The following is a 17227-nucleotide window of genomic DNA, read 5'->3' as shown; positions in this document are numbered from 1 at the left end:
TATTATGACTAGCTCATCTATCTATTCCATAGTATTTTCGATAATAGTATACTTAAAAAGGAGATCATATGATTTCCTTTTTGTAGTCTATATTTTGTAAGTTTTATAACATATGATAAAATGGGTGTATCAAAAAATAGATAATAGAAAATAGAAAGTTGGCACTATGACTTATCAAAATCCAATTTTAAATACTGATGCATACAAACTTACTCATTGGAAAGAGTATCCTGAAGGCTTAACTAAGCTTTATTCATACGGTGAAGCTCGAAAGGGTGGAGTTTTCGACCAAACAATTTTCTTTGGTTTACAAATGGTAATCCACGATCATTTTCTAGAACCAATAACTGATGAGATGATTGATGAAGCTGAAAAAATAGCTGAGTTGACTTTTGGGACAAAAGAATACTTCAACCGTCCAGTGTGGGAAAAAGTCCGTGATTTAGGTTATTGGCCTGTAAAGATTACGACGATTCCTGAAGGAACATTAGTTCCAACTGGAACTGTATTATTTACATTGGAATCCACTGAGCCATGGTTTGCTACTACATTAAACGCTTTGGAGACAATGCTGATGCATGTATGGTATCCAACGACCATTGCAACAAATGATTTTTTCATAAAAAAAGATTTAGTACCGTTCTTTAAAAATACTGGGAATATTACAAATCTTCCTTGGGCAGTTAATGATTTTGGATTACGTGGTGTAACAAGTTTACAAGCAGGAGAACGTGGTGGTGCTGCTCATCTAGTCAACTTCCAAGGGACAGATAATATGGCTGCAGATCTTGCTATTGAGCGCATATATGATTATAGTGGTCGTGGACAAAGTGTTTGGGCAACAGAACATTCAGTAGCCACATCTTATGGACCTGAACAAGGAGAGTTTGAATATCTAAACGCCCAGTTAGATCGTTCTGATGAAAATACTGCAATTTCAATCGTTATTGATTCTTATGACACATTTGCCTTTATTAAAGATGTAGTGGGATCTGACGAAATAAAGAGCAAAATTATCGCTCGCCCTGGTCGTGTCGTTTTTCGCCCTGATTCTGGAAATCCTATTGATACACCACTTCAAGTTATAGAAGAATTAGGAAAGATATTTGGTTATAAAGAAAACGAAAAAGGCTATAAGGTTCTAAACAGTAATGTCGGTGTAATTCAGGGTGATGGCATGAAGCGAGAAAGCATCAAAGAGCTTTATCAGAAGTTAACAGACCTCGGGTGGTCAGCTGATAATATAGTAGTTGGTTCAGGTGGGGGTCTTCTCCAAGAAGGATTTACTCGTGATACAGAACGTTTTGCTCTGAAAGCATCTTATGGTGAAAGAGAAGATGGGACTGGTTTTAATATCCAAAAGAAACCAAAGACTGATGCAAGTAAAACCTCAAAAGCAGGTAAATTCAAAGTTATTCTTGAAGAAGGTAGTTTAAAAACTGTTAGTATTGATGATGAAGGGGAAAATATCTTACGTACTATCTATGAAGATGGTAGTTATTATCCTGATGATTTTGAAAACATAATTAGAAGAGCAGAGGCTGCTTGTTTTGATGAAGAATAGGATTACATTAATTTTTACTATTTTATTTATTATAGGAAGTGCTGTAAGCTTGACTGTCTTACTTTCTGTTCCACTATTTCATTTTGATATTGATTATTTGAAGATTCCTGAATATGCAAATCAAACTAAAGAAACGATTGTAGATAATTTCAACATACTTATGCATTATTTAATCTATCCGTTTGATAAAGTGTTGAATATGCCAGATTTTCCTACATCAAAACCTGGTGCAAAACATTTTGCTGACGTAAAACGACTTTTTCAAATTGCTTTTGGAACAACTCTAATTGGATTCCCGTTTTTTATTAGCTTTATGCGTCGTAATTTAGCATTAATGTATAGAAACGTTTTACGTTTTTTCTTAGCTTTACCAATAATGATTGCTCTTGTAGGTTTCTTTACAAGTTTTGATATGATTTTTATAAATTTCCATAAAATATTTTTCTCAGATGATTCTTGGATGTTTGATCCCAATACGGATCCAATAATTAATGTATTACCAGAAGAATATTTTATGCATTGTTTCATAATATTCGCTATTTTATATTTCCTTTTCTTCTATTTAGTTTATAGATCAGGATTTAGAAAAAGCAAAAAAAGACAATAATAAAAGCATCTACCTTGTTCTAGGGTAAATGCTTTTTTACTGCGAATCACAATCGACCATGATTGGGTTCTCACTTTCTAATTATGCAGTTTTGTTGAGTTCAGCTACGGCTTGTTCAATAGTAGTACCAGTTGCTACGTGATTTGAATCATTTTTATCAAAAACGATGAAAAGGTTCAAGTCAGTATTGAGCATTACACGATAGTCTAACTCATTATTATTTTTATAGAATGTCATATTTGCATTCTCCTTTCTTTATAATATTTCTTTGAAAGGCATCAATTAATATAACGAAATTCCACCCTTTAGTATATCACTCAATTGATTTTTTAGCAAATAATTAGGAATAATATCAGAAAATTTTCAGGAAAGGCTAAAAATACAATAATAAAAGCATCTACCATTTTCTTAGGTAAATGCTTTCTTACTTGGAATCACAGTCGGTCATTATTGTAGCCTCACTTTCTATAATTGTGTAGTTTTGTTAAGTTTAGCTACAGCTTGCTCAATTGTAGTACCAGTTGCTACCTTATTTGAATCATTTTTATCAAAGACAACGAAAATATTTAAATCAGTATCAAGAGTCACTCGATATTTCAATTCATTATTATTTACATAAAATGCCATTTACAATCTCCTTTCTTAATATATGATTTTAAAATATATAGTCCATAGGACTCTATGAACACGAGTATATCATTCAATCTATTTTCTGGCAAATAATAACTTGATCTTGAAATAAATGCATTTAAAAAGCAACTCTTTTTTGTATGAATTTATTTAAAGCTATTAATTTGGTACAATAAATATATTATACATTTAGGAAGAAATATTAATGAATCAATCAATAAAAAAATCTCAAAGAATTGTAGTTAAAATAGGAACTAGCTCCTTAATTTATGCTAATGGAAGTGTGAACTTGGCAAGTATTGATCAACTTGCATTTTCTCTTTCTGCCTTACAAAAGGAAGGTAAGGAAGTAATTTTGGTAACTTCTGGGGCAATTGGAGTTGGGCTTGATAAATTGAATCTAAAAAAACGACCAACTTCAATTCCTGAGCAACAGGCAATAGCTGCACTTGGACAAGCAACCTTGATGAATATTTATTCTCAAAGATTTTCATCTTACAATCAAGAGACTGCGCAAGTTCTTTTAACTCGAGATATAATAGACTATCCGGTTAGCCGTGAAAATGTAACTAATACTATTGAACAGCTTATAAAAATGGATATTATTCCAATTATAAACGAAAATGATACTGTATCAGTTGAAGAGATGGATCATCAGACAAAATTTGGTGATAATGATAAGCTATCTGCGATTGTTGCAGGACTTGCTGATGCTGATTTATTAATAATGCTTTCAGATATTGATGGTTTTTATTCAGCAAATCCACTTGAGAATCCAGATGCCAAACTCTATCGTCAGGTTCAAGAAATTAACGATGACTTGATGGAAAGAGCAGGAGCTGCTGGTTCTAGATTTGGTACGGGTGGTATGGCTAGTAAATTAAAGGCTGCAAAGCTCATTTTAGAAAATAATCAATCAATGATTTTAGCTAACGGAAGTGATCCAAGAATAATTCTGGATATTGTGGCTGGTGAAGAAATAGGAACTTTGTTTTCAAAAGTGAATGAAGGAATAGACAATGACTGAAAATTATATAGATATTTTAGGATCAAAGGCTAAAAAGGCTTCCCGCGACCTTGCTTTAATTGATTCTAAGACGAAAGATTTTTTACTTGGTAAAATGGCTGAAGCACTTGAGGTCGTTTCTGAAGAAATTTTAGTAGAAAATGCTAAAGACTTGGCTCAAGCAGAGTCTAATTGTATTAGTGAGACTATGCGGGATAGACTTAGACTTACTGAAGAACGTATTACTGCTATGGCAGATGGTATTCGTCAGGTTGTGGGACTTTTAGATCCAATTGGTCAAGTTGATAAGATGTGGCGTAATGAGGATAACCTATTAATCGGAAAGCAACGTGTTCCTCTAGGAGTAATAGGAATTATCTATGAATCACGTCCTAATGTAACAACTGATGCAGCGGCGTTATGTTTTAAAACTGGGAATGCTGTTATTCTTCGAGGCGGAAAAGATGCTTACAATTCTAATAAGATCCTTACTGAGGTCTTACGTGCTACCCTTGTTGTTGAAGGTTATTCACCAGATGCTATTCAGTTTGTCGATGATACAAGTCATGAAGTTGCAAATCAAATGATGAAGGCAACAGATTATTTGGATGTTTTGATACCTCGAGGAGGAGCAGGTCTTATTAGACGTGTTAAAGAAACTGCAACTGTTCCTGTTATTGAAACTGGTACTGGTAATAATCATGTTTATGTTGATAAAGATGCACAAATTGATATGGCTTTGAATATCGTAAATAATGCTAAAACGCAACGTCCTTCGGTATGCAATGCTGCAGAAACAGTTCTTGTCCACTCAGACATCGCTGAAAAATTCTTACCTCAATTAGAAGAACTATTACTCCAGAAAAACGTTCAATTAAGAGCAGATGAGCAAGCTATAAAGTATTTAAAATCAGCAATTCCTGCAGAAGAAGATGATTGGTCAACTGAATATCTTGACTATATATTAGCTGTCAAGGTTGTATCTTCAATTGAAGAAGCAATTGACCATATTAATAAATACAATACCAAGCATTCAGAAGCTATAGTTACAGATAATTATTTTGCTTCTCAAAAATTCTTAGCTGAAGTGGATGCTGCTGCAGTATATGTAAATGCTTCTACTCGCTTTACTGATGGATTTGTTTTTGGTTTTGGTGCCGAAATTGGTATATCTACTCAAAAGTTACATGCGCGTGGTCCAATGGGACTTGAAGAATTAACTTCCACAAAATATATTATTTATGGTGAAGGTCAAATTAGAGAATAATAAAAAAAGGATTGGTTTAAGCCAGTCCTTTTTAAATGTTATTCATGTTTTTCTTCAATTTTTTCATACTCATTCTTTAGTAGTCCCATGAAGTAAGAATCATGATATTCACCATTACTAAAGAATTGATCTCTCATAGTTCCTTCTATAATAAAGCCACATTTTTTGTAGATATGTACAGCGGGAAGATTATCAACGTCAACATATAAGTATACTTTATGCATGTTTAGCATTAGAAAAGCATACTCAATTCCCTTTCTCAAGGCTTCAGTCGCAAGACCTTGACCACGGAATTTAGTGATGATTACAATCTGAATTTCACAGTTACGGTGAATATAGTCAATATCCATCAATTCAACAATACCAACAAACTCGTCATTTAACTCAATGACAAAACGGCGTTCATGCGAATCTCTAATATGTTTATCGTAGAGTATTGTCAACTCATCTAGTGATTCATAGGGTTCCTCAAACCAGTAGGCCATCGTAGCTCTATGATTATTAATTTTGTGGATATTAGGTAAGTCAGTCCTTTCGAGTGCTCTTATTTTCATATTTATATTGTTCCTTTCTAATCATGTCAATTGTTGCTTATATCATACCACATAAGGAAAAATTAATAAAATGGATCATATCATCTGGTGAAAATATCAAAGTGTTTTTCCTGTGATTTTCTGAAAAAATATTAAGCTTTTTCTCTTGATAAAAAATTTATTAAGATATATAATAATTTTCGTGGATAAAAAATGTCTATAATAGATATTTAAAATCCGTAACAGATAAAGATTATCTACTAAAGAAGGAGGTGCGTATGCAATTAACGAAGGCTTTTGAACAAAGTGTATGTGTAATGGCGATGCTTACGACACAAACAAAAGATATACCATTAGGTTCATATAGTATTCATAAGCATTTGGGTGCTTCAGCAACTTACATTCAAAAAATTGTAAGGAAGCTTGTTGTATCAAATCTTGTTCTTTCTGTTTCTGGGCAAAGAGGTGGATTTATGTTGGCTAGACCAGCTGAAGAAATTTCATATCTTGATGTTGTCGAAGCGATTGAAGGTCCAGTTGATACTTTTCCAAATACCAGTCTTATAGGTAAAGTTTTGGGAAATGTAACGGATGATGACAAGATTAGCAAGGCAGAAGTTGGACTACATCGTGCTTTTAAAGAAGCAGATGAAAAGTGGCGTGCAAGTCTTGCGGGCGTAACCATCCAAGATTTAGTGAATGAATCTTTAGACGGACAAACATTTAAAACTACTAACTGGAACGAATATGCTCCGAAAAATGAATTGTTAGTAAAAAGATTATTAAAAGGAGGAGATAAGTCGTGATTAAAGAAGAATTTAAGAAAATTCGCTCCAACAAATTGCTTCTTGCAACAGTTGTGGTTATATCACTCTTACCAATCATGTACGCAGGTGTATTCCTGAAATCTATATGGGATCCATACGGTCACATGGATAATCTACCAGTTGCGGTAGTGAATGAGGATAAATCAGTTGATTTCCAAGGAAAGAAACTTGATGTGGGTGATCAGGTTGTAAATAACCTTAAGAGTAATAAATCTCTTGACTGGAATTTCGTTTCAGCAAAAGATGCAAAAGATGGATTAAAAGATCGTAAATACTACATGATAGTTACAATTCCAGAAAATTTTTCTGAGAATGCAGCAACAGTATTAGATCCAGATCCACAAAAACTAGATTTAAAATATGAAACAAACCCAGGGGTTAACTTCCTTGGTGAAGTAGTAAGTGATACTGCAATGACACAATTGAAGGCGCAGGTTGGTGAAAGTGTCAGTGATTCATATGTCAAAGCAATTTTCTCAACACTTAAAGGTGTTGGAAATGGTATGAGTCAAGCAGCAGATGGTGCTAAAAAGATTAACGATGGTACAAATAAGGTAAACGATGGAGTTAATCAATTAAATGAAAAAGTACCAACACTCGCATCAGGTGTTAATCAATTAGATTCAGGTGCAGGTCAACTAAACTCAGGTATTCAACAATATACAGCAGGAGTTAGTCAAGTAGCAAGTGGTCAAAATCAACTTAATGAAGGAATTAATCAATTAAGTGGTAAAGTTCCAGCTTTAGCATCAGGTGTAAGTCAATTGGACTCAGGTGCAGGTCAACTAAACTCAGGCATTCAACAATATACAGCAGGAGTAGGACAAGTTGCGACTGGTCAAAATCAGCTTAATGACGGTATTAATCAATTAAGTGGTAAAGTTCCAGCTTTGGCATCAGGTGTAAATGATTTAAATTCGGGTGCTACAAGATTAAATGCAGGTGTTGAACAATATACAGCAGGTGTTGGTCAAGTGAGTGGAGGTCTAAGTCAATTAAGCCCTGGTGTATTAAGTTTATATACTGGAATTAACCAATATACTGGAGGAGTCGGTCAAGTTTCAAATGGTTTAAATCAATTAAGTCCTGGTATATCAATTTTACATACTGGACTTAGTCAATACACAGCAGGAGTAGGTCAAATTTCAACTGGTTTAAATCAATTAAGTCCTGGTGTATCAAGTTTATACACTGGACTTAATCAATACACAGCAGGAGTAGATCAAGTTTCAACTGGTCTAAATCAATTAAATACTAAATTACCAGAATTTGAAAAAGGTATATCTTCTCTTAAAGATGGTTCAAAAAAACTTGCAGAAAGCTTAAATGATATCCCGCAGAGTGTTGTTGATAATCAAAGCCAATTAGATTCGTATTTACAGAATGTTGATACATATTTGGACACTGTAAATTCGATATTGTCATCTTTTGAAGGAACTGATACTTCAGCATTAGATAATATAGCAAATCTTAAGTCAAGCTTAGAATCAGTTGCATCAGAACTACAAACGGTTGGTTCTAGTCTTCAAAATATTCAAAATGGTATTTCAAAGGCTAATGAATCAGATGTTCAGTCAAATACTTCAGCAGTTATTAACGCATTGAAAAATAGCGGGATTGAACTTACACCAGAACAAACTTCCCAAGTTGGGAATGCATTAGCAAGCAATGCATCAAATAGTCAAGTTAATTCTTTAATAAATTCAGAATTAAATCAAGCAAAATCTAGTCTTGGAAATATTGCTTCTAAAATGAGTGAAATTTCTTCAATAAGTAATATTGACCTTTCAGGGATGAAAAATGTAATATCTTCCCTCCCAGAACTTAAAGAAAAAACTAATGCATTAGCAATTGCATCTAAGACTGCAACACCAGCTTTAACAAGTGCCGTTGATGGACTAGTAAAAGTTAAAACTCAAGCAGCACCTGGTGCTGTTCAACTGTCAGATGGAATGAGCAAATTAAATGATAATTTTTCTCAAATGGCAGAAGGTATTGAAAAGCTAGGAGCGGGGGCTGATAAGCTAGTGCAAAAATCCTCAGAATTAAATGATGGATCAAAACAAGTTGTGTCAGCTATAAACGAACTTCAAACAGGCGCAAATAAAGTAAATGAAAAATCCTCAGATTTAAATAATGGTTCAGAACAAGTTTCATCAGCTGTAAATCAACTTCAAGCAGGTGCAAATAAAGTGAATGAAAAATCCTCAGATTTAAATAATGGTTCAGAACAAGTTGTATCAGCTGTAAATCAACTTCAAGCAGGTACGCAACAATTAAACAAAAAATCCTCAGAATTGAGTGATGGTTCAAATAAATTATCAAATGGTTTAAATCAATTAAATGGAAATATTCCTTCTCTTACAAACGGAGCACAAAAATTAGTTGATGGCAGTAATAAGCTAGTTAAAGGTACAAGTGAACTAAACGAAAAATCCTCAGATTTAAATGATGGTTCAAACAAATTATCAAGCGGCTTAAATCAATTAAGTGGAAATATTCCTGCTCTTACCAATGGAGCACAACAATTAGTTGATGGAAGTAATAAACTTGTTAATGGTACTTCAACTCTTGAAAGCAAATCAGGAGATCTAAATAGCGGTTCAAGTAAACTTGCAAATGGGCTTACTGAACTTAATGGAAATGTTCCAGCATTGACAAATGGTGTAAGCCAATTACTTGGTGGAACTAGTCAGCTAGTAACTGGAACTGGTCAATTATCAAGTAAACTTCAAACTGGTTCTCAAGCAATCAAAAAAGTAAATCTTACAGACAAGAATGCAAATATGATTGCTTCACCAGATAAAACAACTCAAAGTAAATACAGTGAGGTTCCAAACTATGGACATGCTTTGGCACCATACTTCATGAGTGTTTCACTTTACGTGGGTGCTCTAGTATTTAACTTTGCATATCCAATTCGTAAGGTTGCTAATCGTAAGAAAGCGACAGCTGCAAACTGGTTTTCAAGTAAGGTGGCAGTAGGTGGTATGGTTGCAACAGCTATGGCATTAATCATTGGTATCGTAATGCAGATGATTGGTCTTGAAGTTGATAACCAATTTGAATACTTTGCAATGTTACTTATCACGTCATGGGCTTACATGTTCTTAGTAATGTTCCTAGCAATGACTCTTGATAACCCAGGACGTTTCATAGCTATGATTCTTCTAGTTCTTCAACTAGGCTCAGCCGGTGGTGTATTCCCAATGGAAATCATTAGTAAATTCTATAATGTCATCCATCCGTACGTACCGATGACATATTCAATCTATGGTTTGCGTCAAGCAATTTCAGGTGGTTTAGGTAATCACATGTTTGTAAGTTCATTCTTTATATTACTTGCAACAGCAGTAGTATTAATTGGTTTATTATACTTGTCAATGAAACATTTGTTCAAAAAAGGTATGGCAGGATATTCGCAACTTAATAATAATCAAAAGTTGATGGATGAAAACTATGGTAACCAAAGCAGCTATACATTATGGTAAAAACAGAGAAGTTAATCAGTAAAAACTGATTAACTTTTTCTATACTACAATCAAGTTTTACTACATAAAAAGACTGAATAGTTAGAAAATAAAAACCTTTTGTAAAAGAAAAGCAAACGCAGACAATCCCTTACAAAACGCTTGCAATCTCACGAAAATTAAGTATAATAGTATAGTAATGATAGGTTGTTATGCCCAAACTATCTGATTATATTTTATAAAAACCATAGGAGGCTTTTTTTAAAAATGGCAAAAGAAAAATATGACCGCAGCAAACCGCACGTTAACATTGGTACAATCGGACACGTTGACCACGGTAAAACTACTCTTTCTGCGGCAATCTCTAAAGTATTAGCTGACAAACAAGGTATCGAAGCAACTGACTTTGCTTCAATCGATGCTGCACCAGAAGAACGCGAACGCGGAATTACTATCAACACTGCTCACATCGAGTATGAAACTGATAAACGTCACTATGCGCATATCGACGCACCAGGACACGCGGACTACGTTAAAAACATGATCACTGGGGCTGCCCAAATGGACGGAGCTATTCTTGTAGTAGCTGCAACTGATGGACCTATGCCACAAACTCGTGAACATATCCTTCTTTCACGCCAAGTAGGTGTTAAATACCTAGTAGTATTCCTTAACAAAGTTGACTTAGTTGACGATGAAGAATTACTAGAATTGGTTGAAATGGAAGTTCGTGATCTATTATCTGAATACGATTTCCCAGGAGATGATACTCCAATCGTAGCTGGATCTGCTCTTGGAGCACTTAACGGCGAAGACAAATGGGTTGAAAAAGTTTCAGAACTTATGGACATCGTTGACGAATATATCCCAACTCCAGAACGTGATACTGACAAACCTTTACTATTACCAGTCGAAGATGTATTCTCTATCACTGGACGTGGTACTGTAGCATCAGGACGTATCGAACGTGGTACTATCCGTGTTAATGATGAAATCGAAATCATCGGACTTAAACCAGAAAGCACTAAAGCTGTTGTAACTGGTGTTGAAATGTTCCGTAAACAACTTGACGAAGGTCTTGCTGGAGATAACGTTGGTGTACTTCTACGTGGTGTACAACGTGACGATATCGAACGTGGTCAAGTTATTGCTAAACCAGGTTCAATCACTCCTCATACTAAGTTTAAAGGTGAAATCTACGTTCTTTCTAAAGAAGAAGGTGGACGTCATACTCCATTCTTCGATAACTACCGTCCACAGTTCTACTTCCGTACAACTGACGTAACTGGTAGCATCAAACTTCCTGAAGGAACTGAAATGGTAATGCCAGGGGATAACGTAACTATCGAAGTTGAACTTATCCACCCAATCGCTATCGAACAAGGAACTACATTCTCTATCCGTGAAGGTGGACGTACTGTTGGTTCTGGTATCGTTTCAGAAATCGAAGCTTAATTTTAAGTTTTGAATAAGATATAGTATCTGTTGGTCGGACAACAGATGTATACCTTCTGAAAAAAGGCTCGTTAATTCGAGCCTTTTTGTGTTGCAAAAAAAGCACTCAGATTTATCTGAAGTGCTTTATTACTATATTTCTTCTTTAGTAAATACATTTCTATCGATTAATGAATCAAGTTGGAAATAAAATTTTTCTGCAAGAGGTGTATTTTCCTCTGAATCGAAAATGTTAACTCTTCTAAGACCTGATTTATCAGTGACAATCATCTTAAAGCCGTCTAATGTTTTATTTACAGTTATTTTTAAAAGGAAACCATCATTTGAATTTGGAATGAATTCAAGATTACGTGTTAATTCATAGTTTCCTGTTTTCGTTTCTTTAAAAGTTGTGTCTTTTAAAGTATATTTTTTGATACCAGGCGATAAAGTGTATTTATATTTACTATCTTCTAAGTGGATTTCTTTTTCAAAAGCCATTTTATTCTCCTAAAATTTCTATTAATTTATTTGCAAGCTTATTAACATCATCTTTTGTATTATATTCTGAAAAACTAATTCGAACATTCTCTTTAAGTTTAGGGCTATTTTCGCCATATATTGCACTTAGTACGTGGCTGGGTTCAATAGCACCAGCGGTACAAGCACTTCCTGTAGAAATAGCAATTCCTGCAAGGTCAAGTTTCATCAGTAACATATCCTGATTCTGGTTAGGAAATCCGAGATTTAATACGTGAGGCATAGTTGGACCAAATTCATTTCTATAAAAATTTAAATTTGAGATTGTTTTTAAAAAATCTTCTTTAAGATTTTCTATATATGAAAAGTTTTTGTCATATTCTTTTGAGCTTTCCTTCAAAGCTTGAGACATCCCAACTATTCCAGCTATATTTTCAGTACTTGGGCGATGTCCATCTTCTTGTTCACCACCATGAAGAAGGTTATCAAATTTATTTGAATCTGAATATAAGAACCCAATACCTTTTGGCCCATGAAATTTATGAGCTGAAGCTGAAAGGAAATCGATGCCTAATTCTTTTGGATGAACAGGAATTTTACCAGTTACTTGAACTGCATCTACATGATATACTGCTTGATGATCTTTAAGGGCTTCACCAATTTCTTTTATCGGTAAGAGGCTCCCAGTTTCATTATTGGCAAACATTGTACTTACAATTATTGTGTCATCTCTCAATGCATTTTTAATAGTATTTGTTGTAATTATTCCATTTTCATCAGGATTTATGTAGGTTATTTCAAAATCAAAACGGTTTTTTAAATATTCAGTAGCATGTAAAACTGAGTGATGTTCAATTGATGTTGTTATTATGTGGCGGCCTTTATCTTGATTTGCGAGTGCATACCCGATAAGGGCAGTATTGTTGGCTTCGGTTCCACCCGATGTGAAAATTATATCATGAGCGGAAACTTCCAGTATATCAGCAATTGTTTGGCGTGATTGACGAATGATTTTTGATGCATCACGTCCATAATTGTGGATACTTGAGGGATTACCGTAATGATTGGTCATTACTTCAAGCATAGCGTCAATGACACTTGGCGACATTGGAGTAGTGGCGGCGTTATCTAAATATACCATGATTCTCCTTTTGTAAAATAAAGGCTTAAGAAACAATAGTCTCTTAAGCCTAAGTAAATCTTAATGATGATTTTTATCGAATTCAAACAGTGGACTTACTGGTTTATTTTCATGAATACGGATAATTGCATCAGCAATAAGTTCTGATGCTGTAAGATATTTGACCTTGTCAGGCTTGATTGTATTTGTCTTTACTGAGTCAGTAACTAAAATTTCTTTGATTTCAGTATTATTTAATAGGTCACTTGAACCTGGCGTAAATAATCCGTGGCTTGCTACAACATAAACATCTTTTGCACCGGCATCTTTAACGATTGCAGAAGCACTAGCAAATGTTTTACCTGTTGTTAAGATATCATCAATTAAAATAACATCTTTTCCAGCAACATCACCAATTACATAACCATTTTCGCGATGCTTATCATCGTCTTCGTAGTCGACGATAGCTAGTGGTGATTCTAAGTACTCAGCTAAGCTTCTAGCACGTTTAACACCACTATTTTTAGGAGCAACAACGACAACATTATCACCTAAAATACCTTTTTCGCTATAATACTCAGCGAATAATGGTGTAGTGAATAAATTATCAACAGGGATGTCAAAGAATCCTTGAACTTGAACTGCATGAAGATCTAAAGTAACAACGCGGTCAACTCCAGCTTTCACTAACATATTTGCAACAAGTTTTGCTGTGATTGGCTCATGAGGAGCTGCTGTACGGTCTTGACGTGCGTATCCAAAGTAAGGCATTACAACCGTTATAGAGTTAGCGCTTGCTCGTTTACAAGCATCAATCATAATTAGTAACTCTAATAGATGATCATTTACTGGGTAACTTGTTGATTGAATGATATAGATATCAAATCCACGGACACTTTCTTCAATATGGATTTGAATTTCTCCATCTGAAAATTGTCTTGAAAATAGGTCCCCAAGAGGAACACCGGCATGTTCGCTAATTTTGTTAGCAAGTTCTTCGTTTGAGTTTAGGCTGAAAAGTTTAAGATGGGAGTCTTTGTACTTGTCTGTCAATGTTATTCTCCTTCTAGAAAGCAATATATATATATATCATTCTATCAAAAAATGATATTTATTCCCAGTAAATTGAAAAAAATATTTGGCCTAGGTCACTATAAAAACACACTTTAAATTTATTAAGGTAAAAAAAAGTATGTTTTTATTTACCTTAATATTTTATTCTTAAAAACTTTTAGTATTGGTCTTTATTTTCGTATAATTTAAGTTTTTTACGCTAACTAGTTTTAATCAAAAAATTATTTTCAAGTGCATATTGGTACTAGATATAATAAGTAATATTATTATCCCTATTTTTAGAAGTTGGCTTTGTAAATATAGGATCAATGAGCAAGGTTAGTGATAGTAGAGAAATGAAAATTGATATTATTCTCGGAGCTTATTCAGTGGATATGTTTGTTGAACTATGAAATGAATAAACCATTTGTTACCATGAGGTCTATATTGCAGGAAATGGAAGGGCTAATTTTATTGTTTTGTGTCATAATATTTTTTTATCATAGAAATTTATTTGAAAAAAGATACCTTTCAGTTTAAAATAGGATAAAGAATAAAGAGGTGGACTATGAAATACTTTGAAAAATCTGACAAGCTAGAACATGTAAGTTATGATATTAGAGGGCCTGTTTTAGATGAAGCAGATCGTATGATAGCTAATGGGGAAAAGATCCTACGATTAAATACTGGGAATCCAGCCGAATTTGGTTTTACGGCACCAGATGAAGTAATAAGAGATTTAATAATGCATGCTAGGGATTCTGAAGGCTACAGTAATTCAAAAGGCCTTTTTTCTGCACGCAAAGCAATTATGCAATATTGCCAGCTAAAAGGTTTTCCAAATGTTGATGTTGATGACATATATACTGGTAACGGTGTTAGTGAATTAATAGTGATGTGTATGCAAGGATTATTGAATAATGGAGATGAAGTTCTCGTCCCAATGCCTGACTACCCGCTATGGACTGCCGCAGTATCGCTAGCTGGTGGTAACGCTGTTCATTATATTTGTGATGAGCAAGCTGAGTGGAATCCTGATATTGCAGATATTAAATCAAAAATTACATCAAATACTAAGGCGATTGTTTTAATAAATCCAAATAATCCAACTGGAGCACTTTATCCAAAGGAAATACTAGAGGAAATAGTTGAAATTGCGCGCCAAAACAATCTAATCATCTTTTCAGATGAAATTTATGATCGCTTAGTTATGGATGGATTACAGCATATTCCAATTGCAACATTGGCTCCCGATTTATTTGTAGTTACCTTAAATGGTCTATCAAAATCTCATCGTGTTGCTGGGTTCCGTGTTGGTTGGATGGTTTTATCAGGAAATAAATCAAAAGTTAAAGGTTACATTGAAGGTTTGAATATGCTAGCAAGTATGCGTTTATGTTCAAATGTATTAGCGCAACAAATCGTTCAAACATCTCTTGGTGGCACGCAATCTGTTGATAAACTTCTCTTACCTGGTGGTAGGGTATATGAGCAACGAGAATTTATATATAAAGCAATGAATGACATACCAGGAATATCTGCTGTGAAACCTAAGGCTGCATTCTATATCTTTCCTAAAATAGATACTCAAATGTATAATATTAAAGATGATGAACAGTTTGCTTTAGATTTTCTAAAGGAAAAGAAAATTCTTCTTGTTCATGGTCGAGGCTTTAACTGGAATGAACCAGATCACTTTAGAATTGTATATTTACCAAGAGTAGATGAACTATCTAAAATACAAGAAAAAATGACTGACTTTTTATCTCACTATAAACAATCATAAATACAAGATAAGGTATTTATTTAGTCTTATAATGATAATAAATATATAAAAAACTCTCTTTACTTACCGCTATAAATGGTGGAATAAAGAGAGTTTTTAATTGGATAATATTTGTGGATTATTTTTTTTATATTGCATGAGTCTCTAAAATCTTATATACAGGACTCTCAGGTATATCCCATTGTTTGAGTCGCCATGATTTGCTATTAAATTTTCCATTTTCGATAAAATCCTTAGCTTTTAGCAAAGGCAAAGATGCATTATCTGGATTTATAAATTCTAATGGTAACCATAAGGCTCCAGAAGAGTCTTGTCCATCAAAGGATATTATGAATGGTTGTGCTTCACCTTTGAATTCATTTACATTGTAAAAAATCGCAAGATGGTTATTCATATTAGTATCTTTGTAATCCCATGGAAATATGAAATTTGTTGCTCCAATTTGTTCAAATTCTAATGCAATAATTGAAGTTTCATCTTCAACTTTTCTAATAAGAGTATCTGCCATACTTTCCCCCGATTGTTGGCAGCCACCTGGTAAATCAAATCTGTTAATATATGGACCGGCATTCTTTTTAATAACAAGAATTCCATCATCACTGTGGACGACCCCATATATCCCAATAGTATCATTAAACTTATCTAACATTATTTTCCCCCTTCATATTTTAAATTGATAATATCATAAAAGGAAAACAATTACTTAAATGAACTCATTTAAAGATAAAGATTATATGAAAATTCAATAATTTTAATATCAATATCAATAAAAAAATCAATGAAAAAAGTAAAATAGATATATTGTTCTAATTTACTTTCTTTAATATAATAATTAGAATTGTGGATATTCTAATACTTCCCAATGTTTTAGGCGCCAAGATTTACTATTAAATTTATTATTTTCAAGAAAATCTTTCGCTTTTAGAAGAGGTAATGAGGCATTATTAGAATCAATAGAAGAGAGTGGAAGCCACAATGCACCTAATGAATCTTGGCCATTGAAATTTATTGCATTCATTCTTGGCCTACCACTAAATTGATTTACATTATAGAACACAGCTAAATGATTGTTCATATTTTTATCTTCGTAGTCCCATGGAAAAATAAAATTTGTTATTCCTACTTGTTGAAATTTTTCTGCAATAACTGCTGTTTCTTCTTCGATTTCTCTAATTAAGGTATCAGCTAAACTTTCACCAGATTCTTGACTACCACCTGGCAGGTCATATCTGTTGATATAAGGTCCAGCATTTTTTTTGATTACTAATATTTGACCGTTTTGGTAAATTATTCCATAAACGCCAAAAGCATCGTGAAAATTATTTAACATGCAAACCTCCTGTATTGTTAATTTAATAATATCATAAAAACAAAACAAATACTTCTTAAGATTAAAAATATTACTTCTGTTGTTTAATAGATAATATTCAGAAAATTACTTGCATTTGTA

The 17227-nt window shown here is 33.6% G+C and carries 16 protein-coding genes; 8 read left to right on the top strand and 8 right to left on the bottom strand.

Annotated elements, in window-relative coordinates:
- Positions 1-166 precede the first annotated feature (166 nt).
- Both BG262_RS10080 and BG262_RS10075 read left to right on the top strand, forming a co-directional pair.
- Entirely contained in the window at positions 167-1564 is a 1398-nt protein-coding gene (locus BG262_RS10080) for a nicotinate phosphoribosyltransferase (protein ID WP_070788776.1), read from the top strand.
- Entirely contained in the window at positions 1554-2171 is a 618-nt protein-coding gene (locus tag BG262_RS10075; RefSeq protein WP_070788775.1) for a TIGR01906 family membrane protein, read from the top strand. The genes BG262_RS10080 and BG262_RS10075 overlap by 11 nt, the downstream gene beginning before the upstream one ends.
- Before the next feature lie 81 nt (positions 2172-2252).
- On the opposite strand, the gene BG262_RS10850 is transcribed toward BG262_RS10075, so the two are convergent.
- Positions 2253-2408 carry a hypothetical protein gene (locus BG262_RS10850; RefSeq protein WP_173861970.1) on the bottom strand — a complete coding sequence of 52 codons (156 nt, stop codon included), beginning with the start codon at positions 2406-2408 and terminating at the stop codon, positions 2253-2255.
- 228 nt (positions 2409-2636) lie between these two features.
- Positions 2637-2798, bottom strand: a complete 162-nt coding sequence (locus BG262_RS10845; protein ID WP_173861969.1) for a hypothetical protein — start codon at positions 2796-2798, stop codon at positions 2637-2639.
- 208 nt (positions 2799-3006) lie between these two features.
- Between BG262_RS10845 and proB the strand changes: the two genes are divergently transcribed.
- Positions 3007-3828 (top strand): glutamate 5-kinase, encoded by an 822-nt coding sequence (proB, locus tag BG262_RS10070; RefSeq protein WP_070788774.1) that lies wholly within the window; start codon positions 3007-3009, stop codon positions 3826-3828.
- Positions 3821-5074 carry a glutamate-5-semialdehyde dehydrogenase gene (locus tag BG262_RS10065; RefSeq protein WP_070788773.1) on the top strand — a complete coding sequence of 418 codons (1254 nt, stop codon included), beginning with the start codon at positions 3821-3823 and terminating at the stop codon, positions 5072-5074. The genes proB and BG262_RS10065 overlap by 8 nt, the downstream gene beginning before the upstream one ends.
- Positions 5075-5112: 38 nt before the next feature.
- Here the strand turns inward: BG262_RS10065 and BG262_RS10060 are convergent, their stop codons facing one another.
- On the bottom strand, positions 5113-5628 hold the full coding sequence (locus BG262_RS10060) for a GNAT family N-acetyltransferase (RefSeq protein WP_070788772.1): 516 nt from the start codon (positions 5626-5628) through the stop codon (positions 5113-5115).
- Between the two features lie 257 nt (positions 5629-5885).
- Here BG262_RS10060 and BG262_RS10055 point away from each other — a divergent pair, with 257 nt between their 5' ends.
- The 3 genes from BG262_RS10055 (at position 5886) to tuf (ending at position 11359) form a co-directional block, all read left to right on the top strand.
- Positions 5886-6413, top strand: a complete 528-nt coding sequence (locus BG262_RS10055; RefSeq protein ID WP_070788771.1) for an Rrf2 family transcriptional regulator — start codon at positions 5886-5888, stop codon at positions 6411-6413.
- Positions 6410-9925: a YhgE/Pip domain-containing protein gene (locus tag BG262_RS10050; protein WP_070788770.1), complete on the top strand. Its 3516-nt coding sequence runs from the start codon at positions 6410-6412 to the stop codon at positions 9923-9925. The genes BG262_RS10055 and BG262_RS10050 overlap by 4 nt, the downstream gene beginning before the upstream one ends.
- 246 nt (positions 9926-10171) lie before the next feature.
- Positions 10172-11359 (top strand): elongation factor Tu, encoded by a 1188-nt coding sequence (gene tuf, locus BG262_RS10045; protein WP_070788769.1) that lies wholly within the window; start codon positions 10172-10174, stop codon positions 11357-11359.
- Between the two features lie 132 nt (positions 11360-11491).
- Here tuf and BG262_RS10040 read toward each other — a convergent pair whose 3' ends face one another.
- The 3 genes from BG262_RS10040 to BG262_RS10030 are packed head-to-tail and all read right to left on the bottom strand — an operon-like array spanning position 11492 to position 13991.
- A complete protein-coding gene (locus BG262_RS10040; RefSeq protein WP_070788768.1) occupies positions 11492-11839 on the bottom strand; it encodes a DUF1831 domain-containing protein in 348 nt (115 codons plus the stop codon).
- A 1-nt stretch (position 11840) separates the two neighbouring features.
- On the bottom strand, positions 11841-12959 hold the full coding sequence (locus BG262_RS10035) for a cysteine desulfurase family protein (protein WP_070788767.1): 1119 nt from the start codon (positions 12957-12959) through the stop codon (positions 11841-11843).
- Between the two features lie 60 nt (positions 12960-13019).
- Positions 13020-13991, bottom strand: a complete 972-nt coding sequence (locus BG262_RS10030; RefSeq protein WP_070788766.1) for a ribose-phosphate diphosphokinase — start codon at positions 13989-13991, stop codon at positions 13020-13022.
- A 568-nt stretch (positions 13992-14559) separates the two neighbouring features.
- On the opposite strand from BG262_RS10030, the gene BG262_RS10025 reads away from it, so the two are divergent.
- Positions 14560-15777, top strand: coding sequence for a pyridoxal phosphate-dependent aminotransferase (locus tag BG262_RS10025; protein ID WP_070788765.1), 1218 nt, complete (start codon positions 14560-14562; stop codon positions 15775-15777).
- A gap of 127 nt (positions 15778-15904) precedes the next feature.
- Here BG262_RS10025 and BG262_RS10020 read toward each other — a convergent pair whose 3' ends face one another.
- Together BG262_RS10020 and BG262_RS10015 are read right to left on the bottom strand one after the other, a co-directional pair.
- On the bottom strand, positions 15905-16426 hold the full coding sequence (locus BG262_RS10020) for an NUDIX hydrolase (RefSeq protein ID WP_070788764.1): 522 nt from the start codon (positions 16424-16426) through the stop codon (positions 15905-15907).
- Positions 16427-16609: 183 nt separating this feature from the next.
- Positions 16610-17107 (bottom strand): NUDIX hydrolase, encoded by a 498-nt coding sequence (locus tag BG262_RS10015; RefSeq protein WP_070788763.1) that lies wholly within the window; start codon positions 17105-17107, stop codon positions 16610-16612.
- Positions 17108-17227 lie beyond the last annotated feature (120 nt).

The organism is Floricoccus penangensis (assembly GCF_001832885.1).
GTDB lineage: Bacteria > Bacillota > Bacilli > Lactobacillales > Streptococcaceae > Floricoccus > Floricoccus penangensis.
This window is presented reverse-complemented; position numbering and strand designations above follow the sequence as displayed.